Annotated in this window: 20 protein-coding genes; 18 read left to right on the forward strand and 2 right to left on the reverse strand. The window is 45.7% G+C overall.

What is annotated here, in order from left to right; all coding sequences use genetic code 11:
- Positions 1 to 74: 74 nt before the first annotated feature.
- From CSUNSWCD_RS02670 to CSUNSWCD_RS02695, 6 genes are all read left to right on the forward strand, one after another.
- Positions 75 to 1,745, forward strand: a complete 1,671-nt coding sequence (locus tag CSUNSWCD_RS02670) for a 30S ribosomal protein S1 (RefSeq protein WP_009493563.1) — start codon at positions 75 to 77, stop codon at positions 1,743 to 1,745.
- Positions 1,746 to 1,749: 4 nt separating this feature from the next.
- On the forward strand, positions 1,750 to 2,235 hold the full coding sequence (locus tag CSUNSWCD_RS02675; protein ID WP_009493565.1) for a hypothetical protein: 486 nt from the start codon (positions 1,750 to 1,752) through the stop codon (positions 2,233 to 2,235).
- The gene (gene serA, locus CSUNSWCD_RS02680) at positions 2,232 to 3,809 is read left to right on the forward strand and encodes a phosphoglycerate dehydrogenase (protein ID WP_009493566.1); all 1,578 of its coding nucleotides are present in this window, start codon (positions 2,232 to 2,234) and stop codon (positions 3,807 to 3,809) included. Before CSUNSWCD_RS02675 ends, serA begins: the two co-directional genes overlap by 4 nt.
- A 43-nt stretch (positions 3,810 to 3,852) precedes the next feature.
- Positions 3,853 to 4,074, forward strand: coding sequence for a hypothetical protein (locus tag CSUNSWCD_RS02685; RefSeq protein WP_034964190.1), 222 nt, complete (start codon positions 3,853 to 3,855; stop codon positions 4,072 to 4,074).
- A 113-nt stretch (positions 4,075 to 4,187) separates the two neighbouring features.
- Positions 4,188 to 4,754 (forward strand): elongation factor P, encoded by a 567-nt coding sequence (gene efp / locus CSUNSWCD_RS02690; RefSeq protein ID WP_002948377.1) that lies wholly within the window; start codon positions 4,188 to 4,190, stop codon positions 4,752 to 4,754.
- A gap of 18 nt (positions 4,755 to 4,772) precedes the next feature.
- A complete protein-coding gene (locus tag CSUNSWCD_RS02695) occupies positions 4,773 to 5,399 on the forward strand; it encodes a DUF4304 domain-containing protein (protein WP_009493575.1) in 627 nt (208 codons plus the stop codon).
- 15 nt (positions 5,400 to 5,414) lie between these two features.
- Here CSUNSWCD_RS02695 and CSUNSWCD_RS11845 read toward each other — a convergent pair whose 3' ends face one another.
- Positions 5,415 to 5,666 (reverse strand): SelT/SelW/SelH family (seleno)protein, encoded by a 252-nt coding sequence (locus CSUNSWCD_RS11845; protein WP_277418901.1) that lies wholly within the window; start codon positions 5,664 to 5,666, stop codon positions 5,415 to 5,417.
- An 89-nt stretch (positions 5,667 to 5,755) separates the two neighbouring features.
- Between CSUNSWCD_RS11845 and CSUNSWCD_RS02700 the strand changes: the two genes are divergently transcribed.
- The 12 genes from CSUNSWCD_RS02700 (at position 5,756) to CSUNSWCD_RS02755 (ending at position 18,663) form a co-directional block, all read left to right on the forward strand.
- A complete protein-coding gene (locus CSUNSWCD_RS02700; RefSeq protein WP_009493577.1) occupies positions 5,756 to 6,304 on the forward strand; it encodes a DJ-1 family glyoxalase III in 549 nt (182 codons plus the stop codon).
- 376 nt (positions 6,305 to 6,680) lie between these two features.
- Positions 6,681 to 6,926 (forward strand): RNA recognition motif domain-containing protein, encoded by a 246-nt coding sequence (locus CSUNSWCD_RS02705; RefSeq protein ID WP_002948394.1) that lies wholly within the window; start codon positions 6,681 to 6,683, stop codon positions 6,924 to 6,926.
- A gap of 70 nt (positions 6,927 to 6,996) precedes the next feature.
- Entirely contained in the window at positions 6,997 to 8,121 is a 1,125-nt protein-coding gene (locus tag CSUNSWCD_RS02710) for a tRNA glutamyl-Q synthetase (protein ID WP_009493584.1), read from the forward strand.
- 353 nt (positions 8,122 to 8,474) lie between these two features.
- Positions 8,475 to 12,452 (forward strand): DNA polymerase III subunit alpha, encoded by a 3,978-nt coding sequence (gene dnaE / locus CSUNSWCD_RS02715; RefSeq protein WP_009493585.1) that lies wholly within the window; start codon positions 8,475 to 8,477, stop codon positions 12,450 to 12,452.
- A gap of 247 nt (positions 12,453 to 12,699) precedes the next feature.
- The gene (locus tag CSUNSWCD_RS02720; RefSeq protein WP_009493590.1) at positions 12,700 to 13,311 is read left to right on the forward strand and encodes a hypothetical protein; all 612 of its coding nucleotides are present in this window, start codon (positions 12,700 to 12,702) and stop codon (positions 13,309 to 13,311) included.
- The gene (locus CSUNSWCD_RS02725) at positions 13,308 to 14,057 is read left to right on the forward strand and encodes an ABC transporter permease (protein WP_009493592.1); all 750 of its coding nucleotides are present in this window, start codon (positions 13,308 to 13,310) and stop codon (positions 14,055 to 14,057) included. Before CSUNSWCD_RS02720 ends, CSUNSWCD_RS02725 begins: the two co-directional genes overlap by 4 nt.
- On the forward strand, positions 14,054 to 14,746 hold the full coding sequence (locus tag CSUNSWCD_RS02730) for an ABC transporter ATP-binding protein (protein ID WP_009493595.1): 693 nt from the start codon (positions 14,054 to 14,056) through the stop codon (positions 14,744 to 14,746). Before CSUNSWCD_RS02725 ends, CSUNSWCD_RS02730 begins: the two co-directional genes overlap by 4 nt.
- An 81-nt stretch (positions 14,747 to 14,827) precedes the next feature.
- Positions 14,828 to 15,748 (forward strand): ABC transporter substrate-binding protein, encoded by a 921-nt coding sequence (locus tag CSUNSWCD_RS02735; RefSeq protein ID WP_009493596.1) that lies wholly within the window; start codon positions 14,828 to 14,830, stop codon positions 15,746 to 15,748.
- 238 nt (positions 15,749 to 15,986) lie between these two features.
- A complete protein-coding gene (locus CSUNSWCD_RS02740) occupies positions 15,987 to 16,334 on the forward strand; it encodes a hypothetical protein (RefSeq protein WP_009493601.1) in 348 nt (115 codons plus the stop codon).
- Positions 16,335 to 16,431: 97 nt separating this feature from the next.
- Positions 16,432 to 17,046: a flavin reductase family protein gene (locus CSUNSWCD_RS02745; RefSeq protein WP_009493605.1), complete on the forward strand. Its 615-nt coding sequence runs from the start codon at positions 16,432 to 16,434 to the stop codon at positions 17,044 to 17,046.
- 110 nt (positions 17,047 to 17,156) lie between these two features.
- Positions 17,157 to 17,915, forward strand: coding sequence for an SDR family NAD(P)-dependent oxidoreductase (locus tag CSUNSWCD_RS02750; protein ID WP_009493606.1), 759 nt, complete (start codon positions 17,157 to 17,159; stop codon positions 17,913 to 17,915).
- A gap of 112 nt (positions 17,916 to 18,027) precedes the next feature.
- Positions 18,028 to 18,663 carry an NAD-dependent epimerase/dehydratase family protein gene (locus tag CSUNSWCD_RS02755; RefSeq protein ID WP_009493608.1) on the forward strand — a complete coding sequence of 212 codons (636 nt, stop codon included), beginning with the start codon at positions 18,028 to 18,030 and terminating at the stop codon, positions 18,661 to 18,663.
- Between the two features lie 93 nt (positions 18,664 to 18,756).
- On the opposite strand, the gene CSUNSWCD_RS02760 is transcribed toward CSUNSWCD_RS02755, so the two are convergent.
- Entirely contained in the window at positions 18,757 to 19,428 is a 672-nt protein-coding gene (locus tag CSUNSWCD_RS02760) for a cysteine hydrolase family protein (RefSeq protein ID WP_009493612.1), read from the reverse strand.
- Positions 19,429 to 19,542: the final 114 nt, after the last annotated feature.

Raw genomic sequence — 19,542 nt, forward strand, 5'->3', positions numbered from 1 at the left:
TCTACAAATAAGTTAATATTAAGTAAAATTAAGTCTAATTGTGTTAAAAGCAAAATATATACAAAAGGAACAAGATGGCTGCGGTGAACAAAAAAGTTCAGCTTGGTAAGGCAAACGACGGTATCGAAGACGACGATTTTGCCGCGATGTTAGAGGAGTCTTTTAAAAAGACTGAAGAAGATAGCGACGGAATAATCGTCGATATTAAGGGCGACGAGGTTTTTGTAAATGTCGGTAAAAAATCAGAGGGAATTTTAAATATTTCCGAGATCCAGGACGAAAACGGAGAGCTTAAATTTAAGGCTGGCGACACGATCAAAGTCGTAATAACCGGTTCAAGGGGCGGTAAACCTATCGTTTCTCACAAAAAAGCGCTTAGAAAAGAAAAAGTAAAAGCCTATATAGACTCATATAACGAAGAAAATCAAGACATATTCGACGTAAAAATAATCGGTAAAAATAGAGGCGGTTTCGTTGCTCAAAACAGCGACGGCATTGAGTTTTTCTTGCCTCGCTCGCAAGGCGGGTTTAAAGATGCAAACGCGGTAGTAGGAAAGTCGTTTAAAGTAAAAGTCATAAAAATAGACAAAGACGAGCAAAGTATTATCGTGTCGAGAAAAAAACTGCTTGACGAAGATAGAAAGAAAAAAAGAGAAGCGATATCTGCTGTCGCTGAAAATACGGACGTGATAGAGGGTGTGGTTAAGAAAATCACTACCTACGGTATGTTTGTAGATGTAGGTGGAGTGGATGGGCTAGTACACTACAGCGAAATAAGCTATAAAGGACCGGTAAATCCAGGCTCTATCTACAAAGAGGGCGATAAAGTTTTAGTAAAAGTTATCAAATACGATAACGAGAAAAAACACCTTTCTTTATCTATCAAGGCTGCGACTCCGGATCCTTGGGAAGAGATAAAAGACGGACTAGATGTGGGCGATACTATAAAAGTAACAGTCAGTAACATCGAGCCTTACGGCGCATTTGTCGATCTTGGCAACGATATAGAGGGCTTTTTGCACATTTCTGAAATTTCATGGGATAAAAATATCAAAAATCCAAAAGACCACATAAGCGAAGGCGAGGAGCTTGACGTCGAGGTTATCGAGATAGACGCAAAAGATCGCCGCCTAAGAGTCAGTCTTAAAAATTTACTTAAAAAGCCGTTTGACGAATTTAAAGCCCAATTTAAAGAAGGCGACATCACTAAAGGCGTAGTTACTAGCGTAACGAATTTTGGTGCATTTGTTAGAATCGGGGGCGTAGAAGGCCTACTTCACAATGAAGACGCTTCATGGGATAGAAACGATAAGTGCAAAGATTTATTTAAAGTAGGCGACGAGATTGAGGTAAAAATCATCAAAATCGATTCTAACGATCAAAAAATTTCGCTTAGCCAAAAAGACCTAAAGCAAAGCCCGGTACAAGCTTACGCGAAGAAATTTAACGTAGGCGACATCGTGACCGGTAAAATTCGCGACATTAAAGATTTTGGCGTATTTGTAGAGCTTGGAGATAATGTCGATGCTCTTATCCGCAAAGAAGACCTAGGTAGCGTAAGCGCTGAAAGTCTAAATATAAACGACAGTATCGAAGCGGCAATAGCCTTTATCGATGAGAAGAAAAATAGAATTCGCCTGAGCGTAAGACGCCTTGCTAAACAAAAAGAGCGCGAGGTACTAAACGAGATAAATAGCGACGATAAAGTTACTTTAGGCGACATTATCAAAGAAAAACTATCATAAGTAGATGAAGCGATATCTGCTTTGGGGCGCGATGGCTTTTTTGCTTATTTTCGTCTGCGTATGTGGCACTTTGCTGTATAAGTATGCGGACGTAAATTTAAAAGAGTCCGCGCCTGCGGAGCTAAAAATACCGCAAAATAGCGAGGAGTCAAATTTGACCGCTAGCCATACTTCATGGATCGGCGAAATGGCAAATTTGGCCCCTAGAAAATATACCCTGGCAAGCAACGAGATATTTGTAGAGTTTAAAGACGAGCCGAGAGTTGCCATTAAAACAACTTATCAGTTGATTATAGATAAAAATGATATATATTCGATGTTTTGCCTTACTCAAACATTAAAAAATATACCCGTGGATTTTAGTGTAGTAAAAGAAAATTCGCAAAATTTAATTTACATCAACACGCAAGATAATGGCATTTTAGACCGCGTTATAAACGAACTTAAAGCGTACGAGATACGCTCAACTTTCAAGGAGATTAAGCTGTGAAAACGATAATAGTGTGCGACGCAATACATAAAGTAGGCTTTGAAATTTTAAATCGCGAAGAGGATATAAAGGTAATCGACGCGGTAAATATACCTAAAGATAAGCTTTTGGAGATTTTAGGCGAGGCTGACGTGGCTATCACGCGAAGCTCAACCGAGGTCGGCGAAGCATTTTTAAATGCGGCTAAAAATCTAAAAGCTCTCGTGCGCGCCGGCGTGGGCGTCGATAACGTAGATATCGATGGCTGTTCAAAACGCGGCATCATCGCAATGAACGTCCCTACGGCAAACACAATCGCCGCGGTAGAGCTAACGATGGCTCATATGCTAGCTGCCGCTCGCTCGTTTCCGTACGCTCACAACGACCTAAAAATCGACCGAATTTGGAAACGCGAGAAATGGTACGGCGTTGAGCTTTTTAACAAGACTTTAGGCGTCATCGGCTTTGGCAACATCGGCTCTCGCGTGGCGGTTAGGGCTGCGGCTTTCGGTATGAAAATCGTTGCTTACGATCCGTACATCGATCCGTCAAAAGTAGCCGATATGGGTGGCGTTTATACGCGAAATTTCGACGATATCCTTGCATGCGATTTCATCACCATACACACTCCTAAAAATAAAGAAACCGTAAACATGATCGGCGAAGCGGAAATCGCAAAAATGAAGGACGGCGTACGTCTCATCAACTGCGCTCGCGGCGGCCTTTACAACGAAGAGGCTCTGTATAACGGCCTAAAAAGCGGCAAGATAGCGTTTGCTGGTATCGACGTGTTTGAGAAGGAGCCGGCGACGGATCACCCGTTACTTGAGCTAAATAACGTCAGCGTTACGCCGCATCTTGGCGCAAATACGCTCGAGTCTCAAGCCAACATCGCTATCGCAGCAGCCGAGCAGGCTATCTCTGCGGCTCGCGGCATCAGCTATCCTAGTGCGTTAAATTTACCGATAAAAACGGAAGATCTACCGCCTTTTGTGGAGCCTTATATCGAACTTACGAGCAAGATGGCCTTCCTCGCCGCGCAGATCAACAAAAAAGCTATCAAGGCCATCCGCATCGAGACGCACGGCCCTATCAGCGAGTACGCAAACTCTATGCTTACATTTGCGATCGTGGGCGCTTTAAAAGAGAGCTTGGGCGATACGATAAACTACGTAAACGCTAAATTTTTGTGCGACGAAAAAGGTATAACGACAGAAAGCACCGTCGGCGGCAATAGTATTTTCAAAAATAAAATCACCGTTCGCATTACGACCGAAAATGATGTTGTAACGATCGGCGGAACGGTGTTTGGCGAAAATCAGCAACGCATCGTGACGATAAACGGCTTTAAAACAGACTTTAAGCCTAAAGGCAAGATGATTATCTTTAAAAACAATGACGTTCCAGGCGTTATCGCTAAAATTTCATCTATCCTAGCCGAAGAAAAGATCAATATTGCCGACTTCCGTCTAGGGCGCGACGATCATGGCATGGCGCTTGCGGTCGTGCTTGTGGATGAAAAAATAACCAAAGAGACGCTGGCTAAGCTAAACGATCTTGATGTTTGCGTATGGGCAAAATACGCAGTTGTCTAAATTTAAGCCCGAATCGGGGCTTAAATTTAAGGAGGGTTTGAGTATGAAATTTTTACTTTTAATTCCGATTTTATTTTTGCTTACTGGCTGTGAGAGTGAAGCACAAAAACAAAGTACGAAAAATTTTGAGAAAATTTTGACCGAAAAAAAGAAATTTCAAAAGATAAAAAAAGACGAACCTAGCGTAAGCGAGCAAATGAAAAGAGAAATTCATTCGCAATCTGAGCAAAGCAAGGAAAAGGGCGAGTTTAAATTTAAGCCATAAATTTGAGCTTTTTTACTTTGGCGAGCGCGGCTAAATTTGCCCTCTCGCTACTTCTTAAACTAAACTAAAATTTTTTTTGATATAATCACCCTTCAAAACTACAAGGAGAGAAAATGGCAACCTATTCTATGGGCGACCTAAAAAAAGGACTAAAGATCGAGCTAGACGGCGTTCCCTATAAAGTCGTCGAATATCAGCACGTAAAGCCGGGCAAGGGCGCAGCTTTCGTTCGCGCGAAAATCAAATCTTTTATCGACGGTAAAGTGCTTGAAAAGACCTTCCACGCGGGCGACAAATGCGATCAGCCGAATTTGGAAGAAAAAGAGATGCAGTATCTTTACGACGACGGTGAGTTCTGCCAGTTTATGGACACTGCGACTTACGAGCAAGTAGCTATCAGCGACGAGGATGTGGGCGATGTTAAAAAATGGATGATTGACGGCATGATGGTTGAGATTTTGTTTCACAACGGCAAGGCCATCGGCGTAGAAGTGCCGCAAGTCGTCGAGCTAAAGATCGTCGAAACTCCGCCGAATTTCAAAGGCGACACCCAGGGCGGTAAAAAGCCAGCTACGCTTGAAAGCGGTGCAGTCGTGCAGATACCTTTTCACGTGCTTGAAGGCGAGGTTATCCGTGTAGATACCGTCCGCGGTGAGTACATCGAACGCGCAAACAAATAATAGTAACCGTCAAATTTGATGAAAGCAAAATTTGACGAGGTCATAGCCCAAGTAAAGCCGCTATTTAAAGATAGTGGCTTTACCAAAAGCGGGCTAAATTTCTACAAAAATACCCCCAAATTTATATTTGTCGTAAATTTACAAAAAAGTAGCGGCAATACTGCATTTGAAACTAGATTTTACGTAAACTGCGGCATTTACGGCGCATTTATCGATACTACGACCGGCAAAGAAACTTTCTCAAAACCCAAAGAATACGAGTGTCATTTTAGAGAAAGGATTTCATCCATCACGGGCTCCAAGGCTGCTTATTATGAAATCAACGAAAATACCGACACCGAAGCCCTTTGTCAAAATTTAACAAATGATTTAGCGGCGGTGTTTAGATTTTTTGGCGAGATAAAAACCGAACAAAATTTGATTGATTTGATATTAGATCGAAACGGTCTAGCGGTGATTGATCAGCTTTTTGAATATTTACTCATAAAGAATGAACAAGAAATTTTGACCAGCCAAGCGTTAAATTTGTTTGAAAAATACGGACACGAAGCTAGATGGAAAATTTTTGAGAGGCGTATAAACGATTTGCTGAAAAAATATAAAAAAGACGAGATAAAATTTGAAAGAATAAAAGCCAAGGCCTAAGCCTCGGCTTAGACTTTAGGCTGATTTTTTAACGCTATCGACCAAAGCCGCGATCTCTTCGTGATTTGGCAGGGCATTTACTTCCGTGCCGATGAGATCTTTTTTGGAAAATACTATCTTTCCATCTACTTCAACTATGAAGTTTCCGCCGCTACCGACGATTTTGCTAATTTTAGCACCTGGGATTTGACTTAAAAATTCTTCTTCTACACGAGAAGCTACCGGTCTATAGTTTCAAGAATTGCAATATGTAATCTTTACTTCCATGTTCCTTCCTTTCGAATTTAAAGTGAGCTGGATTGTAGCGTAAATTTAATAAACAGAGGTATAATTATGAAAAATTTAAGGAGAAAATTATGAAAAAAGTTGCCGTGATTTTTGCCGACGGGTTTGAGGAGATAGAGGGCGTTAGTATCGTGGACGTGCTTAGACGAGGCGGCGTGGAGGCCCATGTAGTCGGGCTTGATAAGCTACCTATCACGGGCACTCACGGTGTGAAATTCGTCTGCGATATGACGCTTTACGATCTTGAGGAGGACGAGTATGATATGCTAGTTTTGCCGGGCGGTCAGCCGGGCGTCTCAAATATCGAAGGAAATCTAAAAATGAGAGAAATTATAAAGCGTTTCGATAAAAAAGGTAAATTCGTCGCCGCCATTTGCGCCGCGCCGATCGCTCTTGACGCTGCAGAGATCGTTAGAGGCGAGTTTACCTGCTATCCTAGCTGCGAAAAAGCCGTACGCGGCGGAAGCTACGTAAGTGATAGAAATGTCGTGATAAACGGCCGTATCATCACCTCAAGGGGTCCTGCCACGGCGATGGAGTTTGCCTTGGAGCTGGTTAAAATTTTAAACGGCGAGCAAGCTTATAACGAAGTGAAAAACGGACTTTTATTTGTCAAATAAAGATTTGCGGGATTAAATTTGATAAATGCCGCACGTTTTGCCAGTTTTTGGCGAAGGTGCGGCTTAAATTTTATTAAGGCTGAAAACATCAAATTTGCGGCTATAAAATTATAAAAATTGCCGACAAGGCTGCGCTTTAGTTTAAATTTATTTGCGCAGATCGACCGACGTTTTACGCCAAATGTGTCTTAAATTTACGGCAAATTTTACGCAACCCCAAACCTTCGAATAAAAAATAAATTTCCAAAAACTCCCGGCGAGATTTAAATTTACAAAAAATTATAAAAATATCAATTTTTATCTAGCTTTTTTATTTAAATTCAGGTATCATCTATTAACCGATTTTATCGGGAATTTGATTTAAGGAAACGTTACTGTGAATATTTACGTCGGTAACTTGTCATATCGCATGACTGAGGCAGAACTTAAGGATACATTTGCGCCGTTTGGCGAAGTAAAACGCGCGAAAATCGTCAAAGATCGCGACACGAATCGCTCAAAAGGATTCGGATTCGTCGAGATAGAAAACGACGCAGACGCGCTAAAAGCGATCGAAGCGCTAAACAACAAGGAAGTAGGCGGCAGAGCTCTAAGAGTAAACGAATCTAAACCTAAAGAATAATCCGGCCGTCAAATCTGACGGCTTTTAACTAATTTTTAAATTTAAGCTTTTTAATCAAATTTCACTCCAAATGAACCAAAAAATCACCTCTCGTATCGCTCCGACGCCAAGCGGCTTTTTGCATGCGGGCAATGTTTATAACTTCTTGCTAACCTATCTTTTTACTCGCGCTTTTGATGGGATTTTATACTTAAGGATCGACGACTACGACTTGCCGCGCTACCGTAGGCAATATGTGGAAAATATCTTTCGCGTGCTTGATATGCTGGGCATTGGTTTTGACGGCGGGCCTAGCGGAGTAGGGGAATTTGAAACCAAATTTAGCTCCAAATTTCGCCTCGGCGCCTATACAAACGCGCTAAAAAAGCTTGAGCAAAAAGGCGTTTGTTACGCCTGCGAGTGCTCGCACTCGATGAAAAACTCGTTTAAAAACGGCATTTACACGCGGGTTTGCGCGAAGAAAAATCTTAAATTTAAAAAAGACGAAACGGCTATGCGGCTAAGCACCATCGACGGAGCGCAAATTTTAGTTGGGCAAAATTTGATAAATTTTGACGCCCTGCGCGGCGACGCGGACGGTCTAGCAAACCAAACGAGCGGCTTTTGCGGCAATGAGCAAACAACGCAAAACGGTACGGCAAACGGTTTAAAAAATTCGGCAGATTTGGTCGGCTCAGGCAGAGAGAAACCTGACGGTGAAAAATTTAGCCCTAACGCCGCGGAAAATTTAAATTCATCAAATTTAGGCGTCTTAAATTTGACGGACGAAGCGGCGTTTGAAATGGAAAAATTCGCGCAAGCCCAAAGCATAAATTTGGCGCAAATTTTGGGTGATTTCGTTGTTTGGAAAAAGGATGATACGCCTGCTTATAATCTCGCTAGCCTCGTGGATGATGAGATGTTGGGCGTAAATTTGCTCGTGCGAGGCGAGGATCTGCTCGCGTGCTCGGCGGCGCAAAAGTACATGGCGCAGATGCTGGGCTACGATTTTGCGGGCGCAAATTTCATCCATCATGGCTTGCTAGCGCATGGCGGCAAAAAGCTATCCAAAAGCTCGAGCGCACCGGCTGTAAGCATAGCGGACAGTGCCAAAATCCACTATAAATTTGCCGCTCTTAAGCTTGGTCTTGACGCGTCAAAATGCGACGCTTTGTCAAATTTGCTTGAGATGTTTAAGGATAAATTTAGCCGATAAATTTAAACGCGCTACTTGGATTGTTTAAAAAGCGCGGTAAATTTTTACCGGCTTATCTAAATTTTTCTTAATCCCCTCGTAATAGCGCTTCAAATTTCTATTTACACCCGCAAGGTTTCGTCAATTTTACCGCTTAAATTTGGGCTAAATTTGGAGCCGTAAATTTAAACCGAGTTATCTATATCGCCAACCCCAAATTTGCGTCCAAAGCCCGCGTCAAATTTAAGCTCAAATTTGACGAAAAATCCACGCGATCAGCCTATTTACCGCATTTAGCTAAATTTAAACAAGACCGATTTATCCGCCTAAAAGCAAAGTTTTTGTAAAATCAAAAGCATTAAAAAGGACGAAAAATGAGTGATTTTACAGATTTTACGCACCTGCACCTGCACACGGAGTATTCGCTGCTAGACGGCGCGAACCGTATCAAAGAGCTAGCCAAAACGCTAAAAAGCCAAGGCGTCAAAGCCGCAGCCATCACCGACCACGGCAATATGTTCGGCGCTATAGACTTTTATAAAACGATGAAAAACGAAGGCATAAAGCCGCTCATCGGTATCGAAGCCTACATCCACAACGGCGAGGAGCTGGGAGATAAAAGCACCAAACAGCGCTTTCACCTCTGCCTCATCGCCAAAAACGAAATCGGCTACAAAAACCTGATGTATCTTAGCTCCATGAGCTATATCGAGGGGTTTTATTATTATCCGCGTATCAACAAAAAGATGCTAAAAGAGCACAGCGAGGGCATCATCTGCTCGTCGGCGTGCCTGCAAGGCGAGGTGAACTGGAACCTCAACCAAAGCGAGCGAAATTTGCGTTTCGGTGCGGGCGGATACGAGGCGGCAAAAGAAGCTGCGCTGTGGTACAAGGACGTCTTCGGCGATGATTTTTACCTCGAGATTATGCGTCACGGCATCGGCGATCAGCGCAGGATCGACGATGAAATTTTGCGCCTAGCAAAAGAGCTAAATATCAAGGTAATCGCAACCAACGACACGCACTATACGTTTAAGCAACGAGCCGATGCGCACGAGGTTTTCATGTGTATCGCGATGAACAAACTGCTAGACGATCCAAACCGCCTGCGCCACAGCGTGCACGAGTTTTACGTCAAGACGCCAGCGCAGATGAGCGAGCTTTTCGCCGATATCCCAGAAGCTGTCGCAAACACGCAAGAAATCGTTGATAAATGCAACCTCTCTATCAAGCTAGGCGACGCTACGCCGCCCAATTTTAAATTTACGCTCGAGTACGCAGCCGAGCGAAATTTGAGCCTGCCCGAGCCTGATAAGCGATATAGCATACCAAACGACAGCGTGCTGTTTGAACACGAGTGCAGGCTGGGGCTGGAGGATAGGCTGAAATTTGTCCCTGCAGAGCGCCACGAGGAGTATCGCACGCGCCTGCAACGCGAGATAGATATCATAAACAAGATGAACTTCCCAGGCTACATGATGATCGTTTGGGACTTTATCAACGAAGCTAAAAAGCGCGGCGTGCCGGTAGGCCCCGGACGCGGCTCTGCGGCGGGAAGCCTGGTTGCGTATAGTCTAAAGATCACCGACCTGGATCCCTTGCCGTACAACCTGCTTTTCGAGCGTTTTTTGAACCCGGAGCGCGTGAGTATGCCCGATATCGACGTGGACTTTTGTCAAAATCGCCGCGGCGAGATCATCGACTACGTCATCGAAAAGTACGGCAAATTTAACGTCGCGCAGGTTATAACCTTCGGTAAGCTACTGGCAAAAGGCGTCATCCGCGACGTCGCGCGCGTATGCGACATGCCCTACGCCGAGGCCGACGCGATGGCTAAGCTCATCCCCGACGAGCTAGGTATCACGCTAGAACAAGCCTTTGAAAAAGAGCCAAAGATCGGCGAGCTGATAGCGACCAACTCAAATGCAAATAGAATTTGGAAATTTGCCCTGGATCTGGAGGGCTTAAACCGAAACGCCGGCATGCACGCCGCAGGCGTGGTCATCTCAAACGAGGAGCTGTGGAACAAAACACCGCTTTTCCGCCAGCCAAATGCCGAGGAGGATCACTTCGTCACGCAGTATAGCCTAAAGTACCTAGAGGACGTCGACCTCATCAAATTTGACTTCCTGGGCCTAAAGACGCTAACCGTGATCGATAATGCCGTCAAGCTCGTAAAAAAGAGATTCGGCAAGGAAATAATCTGGGAGCAGGTTAATAAAAACGACCCCAAAACCTACGAGACGATCAGTAGCGGCCAGACGCTGGGACTGTTTCAGATAGAGAGCGAAGGCATGCAAAAAGTCGGAGCCGATATGCGCCCGGACTGCTTCGAGGATATCATCGCTATGATCTCGCTTTATCGCCCGGGTCCGATGGATCTTATACCTGATTTCATCAAGCGCAAACACGGCCTGGAGCCTATCACGTATATATTCCCAGAGCTTCAGCCCATACTAGAGCCCACCTACGGCGTCATCGTCTATCAAGAGCAGGTTATGCAAATCGTGCAGACTATCGGCGGCTTTTCGCTAGGAGGAGCCGATCTCGTGCGCCGCGCGATGGGTAAAAAGATAAAAGAGGAGATGGATAGGCTAAAGGGCAAATTTATCGAAGGAGCCGAAGCTCAGGGGCTAGACGGCAAAAAGGCCGACGAGCTGTTTGAGCTCATTTTGCATTTTGCTTCGTACGGATTTAACAAATCCCACGCCGCGGCCTACACCTACGTGACATTTCAAACGGCCTATATGAAAACGTACTATCCGGCCGAATTTATGGCGGCTCTCATCACGAGCGAGGAGACTAACGCCGATAAGATTTCGCGCTACATCGACGAGTGCAAGCGCCTAGATATCGCTATCCTGCCGCCATCGGTCAACAAATCGGCAAAAGAATTCTCAGTCGTTAGCGAAGGAGGCAAGGACGCCATCATCTACGGCCTAGGCGCGATAAAAGGCGTCGGAGGCGCGGCAATAGAAAATATCTTAGAGGAGCAGGCCAAAGGCGAGTTTAAGGATATCGACGACTTCGTTTCGCGCGTGGATAACTTTAAGGTAAATAAAAAAGTCTTTGAAAGCCTGATAAAATCGGGCTCGTTTGATAGCTTTGGCCTCACGCGCAAGATGATGCTAAACAACCTAGATAACATCGTGGAGGCGTGCAAAAATGCCGCTACTATCAAGAAAAACGCGGCCGAGAGCCTATTTGGCGACGACGAGAGTATGGCGACGGTTAAAACTAGTCTCGTGCGCGACGACTCCGAGCTAGAGCTAAAAACCAAGCTCAAATTTGAGCTAGAAAGCGTGGGTATCTATCTCTCTGGCCACCCGCTAGATGAGTACCGCGAGCAAATTTCAAAGATAAAATATACGCTAAGCGATAAATTTGACGAGCTACCAGAAAACGGTGAGATGCTGCTCGTGGGCAAGATCGAGGATCTAACGACAAGGATCAGCAAGAAAAATGGCAAAAAAATGGGAACGATCGAGATGCTGGATTTTCACGGTACGGTCGAGATCGCGGTCTTTGACAGAAGCCTTGGCACGGTCGAGTCGATGAGCGCGGACGAGCGCGATCTGCCGCATGCGTTTAAGGTTCGCTACTCCAAAGACGGGCAGTTCATGCGTATAAATTTGGATAAAATTTTGACTCTTGATGAAGCTATGAGTATGGACTTTTCGCATCCGCTTGAAAAATACAAAGAGCAAATCGAGCAGATAAAACACACGCCTAGCAAGGACTTTGGCAAGATAGATAAGACCAGTGAGATCCTAGTCGTCGGCAAGATCGCCGAGATCGCTAAAATTCCTAGTAAAAAAACCGGCAAAGAGTTTATGATGCTAAGCATCATGGACCTTTTTGGTACATTTAAGGTCGCGGCGTTTGACTCTGAAAAGGGACTTATTGAGAGCCTAAGCGACGAGCAAAAGGACGCCCCGTTAGCATTTAAGGTGCGCTACAGCCGCGACGATCAAGGCGCTCGCATAAATCTAATCGACGTCGTAAGCCTCGAGGACGCGCGCGATATGAATTTTCAAAGTAGAAGCTTTAGGCAGCGTAAAGAGAGCGGCGGCAGCTATCAAAACGGCTCGGCCGCTAGCGAAAGCAGGGGTAAAAGAGAGCTCGAGGATCTCGTGTTAGAGCTAAATTTGGACGAAACGGGCAAGGAGCTAATCACGCAAATTTACCGCGCCGCCATCGGCGAACACCGAGCTGCAGCCGATAAAAATAACAAACGACTGATCATCCGCATCAAAGACGCGCAGGAAGGCCGCGCGCTGGTTTATACGACGGAGTTTATCGTGGGGGATGGGTTTGGGGAAAGAGCGTTAGGCTTAAGGCAAGCCGTTTAAATTTGACGGCTTGTTTTTTGAATTTAAAGTTGAGAAATTTGCCTATCCAAAAGAGCTAATGAAGCTTGAAAAAGCGGCGTAAATATACTAAAACCCATAGATAAAACCGCAGAAAAGAAAAATCTGGACGTAAAAGTCCAGCCGTTTTCTTATAAATTTAGCTTCCAAAGCCGTCTTTTTGCTTTCAAATGATACAATTCTGATTTCAATTATTAAATTATAGCTTTTAAATTTGACGGGAGCTCTCATGAAAAAACTGGTTTGGCTAAATCCTGTTGTAAAAAGTATCTACGAGCTTGCGGCGCTTAAAAAGAGCTTGCAAGATAAGGGCTTTAGCGTAATGGAGTGCGAAAAAGATCACGCTAATGGCGTCAAAAACGCATACAAAAACGCTCTCGCGCAAAAGGAGCTCATCTTCGATAGTCGCTGTCCGAGGGCTGTAAATTTCATCAGGGCAAATTTCAAAGAGCAGGCCGCTCTCATCTCAAATTTAAACCCCATTTTGATAGAAAGCGCGCTTGAGCTTAGCGCAAAGCTAAAAGAGGACGAGTGGCTCTACGTGACTACGCCTTGTGAGGACTTGGCAGAGCTTGGCAGGGGGCTAAATTTGGCGCGAACCACCTTTTTGACATGGAAGAGCTTTAGGGAGCAAAACGCTATAAATTTAAAGATGCGTAGTATCGAGCAAAGTCCGATACCGCCGGGCTTTTTTACAAATTTGGGCGTAAAGACCCTAAGTCTTGGTAGTAAAGAAAAGATACAAAACACCCTTTCATATAAATTTAGCGAGCTTAAAAACTACCAGATCATCGAGCTTTTATACTGCGAAAACGGCTGTCACAACGGAGATGGGCTGTGAAGGAAATTTTTAAAAAGAGCATTTTAGTTCTCGTGATCTTTGCCATCTGGCAGATCGTTTGCGAGCTAGAAATTTTCACGCCGTATATCTTGCCAAGCCCGGTGACGACATTTAAGACGATGCTAGCCATGATACAAAGCGGCGAGCTCGTCACGCACACGGTCATCAGCTTCAAGCGTATATTTGCAGGCTACGCACTCTCCTTTGCCCTAGCACTTGTGCTTGGCGGTATTGCAGCGCTTTTGCCAAAGATTGGCGTTTATTACGAGTGGATACTAGAGTTTTTTAGAAACATCCCGCCGCTTAGCCTGATCGCCATTTTAGTGCTTTGGTTTGGCATAAACGAGACGCCAAAGATCATTATTATCATCCTAGCCTCGTTTTTTCCGATGTTTCTTAGTATCTCAAAAGGGCTAACGAGCTGCGACGTGAAGCTTATCGAGGTTGGTAAAATTTTTGGCTTTAGCAAATTTGAGATTTTTTACAAGATCATTTTTAAAAGCGCGCTAAAAGATATCTTTGTCGGCATGCGAATAGGCTTTGGCTACGCTATGCGCGCGATCATCGGAGCGGAGATGATAGCGGCTTCAAGCGGACTGGGATATCTCATACTTGACGCAGAGGAGCTTTCACGTGCAGATAGGATATTTGTCGGCATTTTTACGATCGGCATTTGCGGCGTGCTCATAGATAGGATATTTTTACTTTTGATAGCGAAATTTAGCCTTTTGCGAGGTGAAAAATGATAGAAATTTCAAATTTATCCAAGCATTTTTTCATCCACGGCAAGCGAATTGACGTCTTAAAAGAGCTAAATTTGAGTGTAGAAAAAGATAAGATCACCGTCATACTCGGCAGGAGCGGCTGCGGCAAAACTACGCTTTTACGCCTCATTGCCGGTCTTGAAAGCGTAAGCCTTGGCGAGATAAAATTTAAAGAGCCTGCAAAGATCGGCTTTGTCTTTCAAGAAGCCCGCCTCATGCCATTTTTAAACGTCTATGAAAATATCGTTTTTACGCTTAAAAAGCAGGAGATCGAGCCAGCAAAGATAGAGGCTCTCATATCGATGATAGGGCTTAGCGACTTTAAATTTGCCGCCGTTTCGCAGCTCTCTGGTGGCATGAGCTCGCGCGTTTCGCTTGCAAGGGTGCTTGCATATGAGGCAAATTTGATCCTCATGGACGAGCCATTTGCCGCGCTTGATGCCTTTACGAGAGCTAGCATGCAGGCTGAAATTTTAAAAATACAAGCCGACAAAACTATCCTTTTCGTCACGCACAACATCGACGAGGCGCTATTTTTGGCTGATGAGATCATCTTGCTTGAAAAGGGCGGGATAAAGTCAAACTACGATCTATCAAATTTAGCAAGACCACGAGATCTGCTAAGTGGCGAGCTAATAGCGATAAAGCGCAAAATTTTGAGTGAAATTTAGGATAAAGATAGATGATAATTAAAACCAAAATGAAGCAAAAAATTTATATAATCCACAAAATTTAAATCACAAGGAGCAAATATGAGAAAGTTTTTCAAGGTTTTATGTGCGGCCTCTTTGCTTTGCCTCGTCGCAAACGCAAGTGAGAGCCTAGACAAGATCGGCATGACCTACGTCAAATCGCCGCTAAACGTCCCATCTATCGTCGATAAATTTAAAGGCTTTTACGCGAAGTCTTTTGGCGTGCCGGTTGAGTACTCTGAGATCACCTCAGGTGCGAAGCAGACGCAAGCTCTGGCTTCAAATTCGCTCCAGTTTTTAAACTGCGTGGGCGGCACTTCGGTCATACTAGCGGCTGCAAATAAGGCTGATATAAAGATCATAAGTGCCTATTCAAGGGCACCTGAAGCCTTTGTCATATTTTCTAAAGATCAAAATATCAAGTCGCCAAAAGATCTAAAAGGCAAAAAAGTAGCAGGCCCAAAGGGCACTATCCTAAACGAGCTTTTGGTTAGATACCTAGCTTTTGGCGGTCTAGGCATAAACGACGTAGAGTTCATCTCTATGGGTATCCCAGCTGCGCAAGCTGCACTTGAAAACGGCAGCGTCGATGCAGCGCTTCTTGCAGGGCCAGCGGCCTACAACGCTCAAAAATCAGGCCTACACATCGTGACAACTGGCAAAGGGGTCATCACTCCAGTCATCGTCACGGCTACAAGCGGAGAGTTTTATAAAAAGCATAAAGATGTGGTTGAGAAATTTAAAAAGGCTCAGGATGAAATTTTAGACTACATCAAAGCAAACAAGGACGAGGCGCTCAAACTCACAGCCGAGGAGACTGGGCTTAGCATAGAGGCGGTAAAGAGCATGTATCCTCAGTACGACTTTAGCTCAAAGATCACGGCTGAAGATATAAAAGCACTTGAAGCTACGCAAGAATTTATGCTTGAAAGTAAGATGATCGAGCAAAAAATAGGTATAAAATCGCTTCTACTAAACTAAACTTAAAGGGCAAATTTGCCCTTTAAATTATCCTCAACACCTTGTAAAAAGCTGCAAATTTTCATTATAATAATGGGCATTAGCCTCGCAGAGGCGCTAAGAAAATAAATTTAAGGTATAAAATGAAAAATTTGATTGTGTTGATACTTTTTGCTATCGCGGCTGTGGCTGGCGAGCCCAAAAAAGGCGAACTCGGCCCCGAAAAAGAGGCGTTTTTAAGTGCGAGATACGAGTGATCTTGTTTTACCAAAAACAGCCCAAAAAGCAAAACGAAAAAGACATCCGCGAGGCGATGCAAATTTTGCTCGGCGCGTGCAAAGAGGGCAAATTTGACGCGTGCGAGATGGACGCTTGGCGATGTTTTAGATTCGGCACTATGGCGATGCCTTATGGGGCAGAGGAAGCTATAAAAGCGCTTGTTAGAAGTTGCCACGAAACCGATATGCCAGCAGGCTGCATCGCACTTAAATACCACGAAAAAGAGCTGCTGGATATCTCCGGCGAGGATGAGGTAAAGCGGCTATACGCGCGGCTTTGCGAGCTGGTGCCGTACGGAGAACACTGCGAAAAGGCGCGGCAAATTTAGCTAAATTTGCGGCTTTTGGGTTTGAGGCGGGCAGCTCGGCGAGCCTAGATAAAATTTAAAGTCAAATTTGAAAAGCTCGCTAAGGCGGCTCAAAAAAGTGGGCAAATTTAACAAAACCAGGCTAAAGGAGCAAAAATGGCTATCATCAAAGTCGATCTACAAAAATCATATCCCAAACCCTGGCGCTACCACGCTCGTATCGGCCAAATACGATGGCGACGGCAATGCGATGGCGATAACGTGGGCGCAGGCGCTTGATTATGACAAGGTTACCATCGTGCCGCACAACGGCTCATGCGCGGGGACGCTCATCGAAAAGAGCGGGTATTTCGCCGTGCAGATCCCAACGGCAGCGCAGGCGGAGCTGGTTAGCGAGCTTGGCACCGAAAACAACTCGCGCTTTGATAACGCGGACAAGATGAAAAACGTCGAAATTTTTTATCAAGATGACATTGACGTGCCGCTGATCGCGGACTGCGCGGCGCGGCTCGTTTGCAAGCGTATCACGGAGCCTCACAATGAGCAGAGCTACGATCTTTTCATCAGCGAGGTCGTCGCGGCGTATGCGGACGAGCGGATATTTGACGGCGGACACTGGCTGTTTGAAAAGATCCCTGACGAGCTAAAAACGCTCCACTACGTCGCCGGCGGTCGGTATTATCTGGACGGCAAAGCGGTAGATACCAAACGCACGCCCATAAGCGACGAATAAAACGCCCCGCAAAACGCGGGCGAATGCGTAAATTTAAGACGAATACGCGCACGAATACGCGGCGAGTTTTAGTAAAATTTCAAACTTAAGAATTCAAGAAAGGATAGAAAATGAAAAAATATATCGTCATCACCGGCGCGAGTTCGGGTATCGGAGCAGCCGCGGCAAAGGCGTTTGCGAGGCGCGGAGAAAATTTGATCCTAATCGCGCGCAGAGCGGAGCTACTGCAAAGCTTAAAGGACGAGATCGCGCAGATCGCGCCCAAATCGGACGTCGTGATTAAAATTTGCGATCTTGCGCGCAGCGAAAACGTCCTGACGCTCTGGGACGAGCTAAAAAGCTACGAGCTAAAGGCGCTCATAAATAACGCGGGTTTTGGAGATTACGGCGCGGTCGGCGAGCGCGATCTATTCAAAATCTCGCAGATGCTGCGGCTCAACGTCCTCTCGCTCACGCTGCTAAGCCACCTCTACGTGCGCGATTACAAGCGCAAGCCCGCCCAGCTCATCAATATCTCCTCCGCGGGCGGCTACAGCATGGTGCCAAACGCCGTCACCTACTGCGCGAGCAAGTTTTTCGTAAGCGCCTTTACGGAGGGCTTGCACCACGAGCTGGCGCAGGATAAAGACGCCAAAATGCAGGCTAAAGTTCTAGCGCCCGCCGCGACTAGGACGGAGTTTGGTCCCGTGGCGACGGATGACGCGGGCTACGACTACGACGCGGCTTTTAAGCGCTATCATTCAAGCGAGGAGATGGCGGAATTTCTACTTGCGCTTTATGACAGCGACGCGTGCGTGGGCGCGGTGGATCGAAACAACTTCGAGTTTAGCCTGCAAGCTGCGCAATTTGACTACGCGGGCAAACGTTAAAATTTATGCATTATGCGTCGCGCGACGAGGCATAAAATTTAGGATAACGCAGAGTCGGAGCTAAATTTAACCGTAGAGCGCGTTAAAATTTAAATAAATTTAAGGAACGAAAATGGGTAAAACAGCTTTGGTTGTGGGTGCCACTGGAGCAGTCGGACGTGAGATAGTGCGCGGGCTTTGCGAGAGTCCAAACTATGATAAAATCATCGTTTGGGCGCGCAGGGAGCTAAAATTTAGCCATGAAAAGCTAGAGACGCAGATCGTAAATTTTAGCGACGTAAAAAACATGCCGCCACGCGAGATAGACGAGATATTTTGCGCGCTTGGCACGACGATGAAGCAAGCCGGTAGCCGCGGGCAGTTTTATAAAGTGGATGTGAGCTATCCCGTAAATATCGCAAAATGGGGCATCGCATCAGGCGTGCGCCGTTTCGCGCTCATTTCGTCGCAGGGCGCGGACGAGCGGTCGAGATTTTTTTATCTGCGCGCAAAGGGCAAGGCGGAGAAAAAGATCGCCGCGCTAAAATACGAGAGCGTGCAAATCGCGCGGTTGCCTGCGATAAAAAGCGAGCGCGAGCGGGTGCGTATGGGCGAGCTCTTTACGATTTGGCTGTTTGGGCTTTTGCCCAAATTTATCTTAACGAACTACCGCCCGATGAGCGCGCAAGATATCGCAGCCTCCGTCATCGCCGCTGCGCAGACGGACGCTAAAGGCGTGCAAATTTATCATCCAAGAGATTTTCTATAAACGCACGGCAGGTAACCAAATTTCGCGCTTAGGCTAAAATTTGACGCCGCTAGCGGTCTAAATTTACTAGCCGCTTCGCAGGCAAAATCGGCGCTAAAATTTAATCCCTCGCACGACCTGCGCGCCAAGGCCCGTTTGCATATGCTGCAAAAACATCGCGTGATAAAAGTCCCCCTCGTGCCCCGGCGCGTCGTAGGTGGCGACGAGGTTTGCCGGCACTAGGACTTTGCGCCTGATATTTGCCTCATTTGCGCTAAGTTTTAGGTGCGAGACTAGCTGATAGACGCAAAGATCTGTGCAGTCGCCCAGCACTACAAAGGTATCAATCTGTGGATTTTGCGCGAGAAATGCGTTAAATTCGGCGCAGTAGGCCGCGCTCAGGGAGTTTTTGCGAAAGATTTTTATCTCGTCAAAAAACGGCAGATTGCGCAGCTGCGGTACCGTATTTGCGCCCTCTGTTCCCTTGACCGCGTGCGGCGGAAATGCGTCAAATTCCGCGCAGTTTGCCTCGTGGCTATCCTCGAGCAGCACGAGATTTCTCGCGCCCGCCGCGTAAGCCGCGCTAATAATTTGCGCTATAGCGTCCGCGATCGCGCCCACTCGCGGGCTAGCTAGCGGCCCGGTGCTGCAAAATCCCTCTATCATATCCACGCTGATAAAGGCGGTGTTTGCCGCGTCGCCCGCTAAAATTTCGCTAAATTTGATCTCCTTTAGCCCCTCAAACCACTCCGCTAAATCCTCTAAAATTTTCGCGTCAAATTTCATTTTTTCTCCTTGTTTTGGTTGTTATTATATTCGTTGTTCGGCTCGCCGAAACTAATCTCAAATCGCGAGCCGCCCTAAATTTCGCGTTCAAATTTAATCTCGCCCAAAGCGTCA

The sequence above is a fragment of the Campylobacter showae CSUNSWCD genome (genome assembly GCF_000313615.1).
Taxonomy (GTDB): Bacteria; Campylobacterota; Campylobacteria; order Campylobacterales; family Campylobacteraceae; genus Campylobacter_A; species Campylobacter_A showae_A.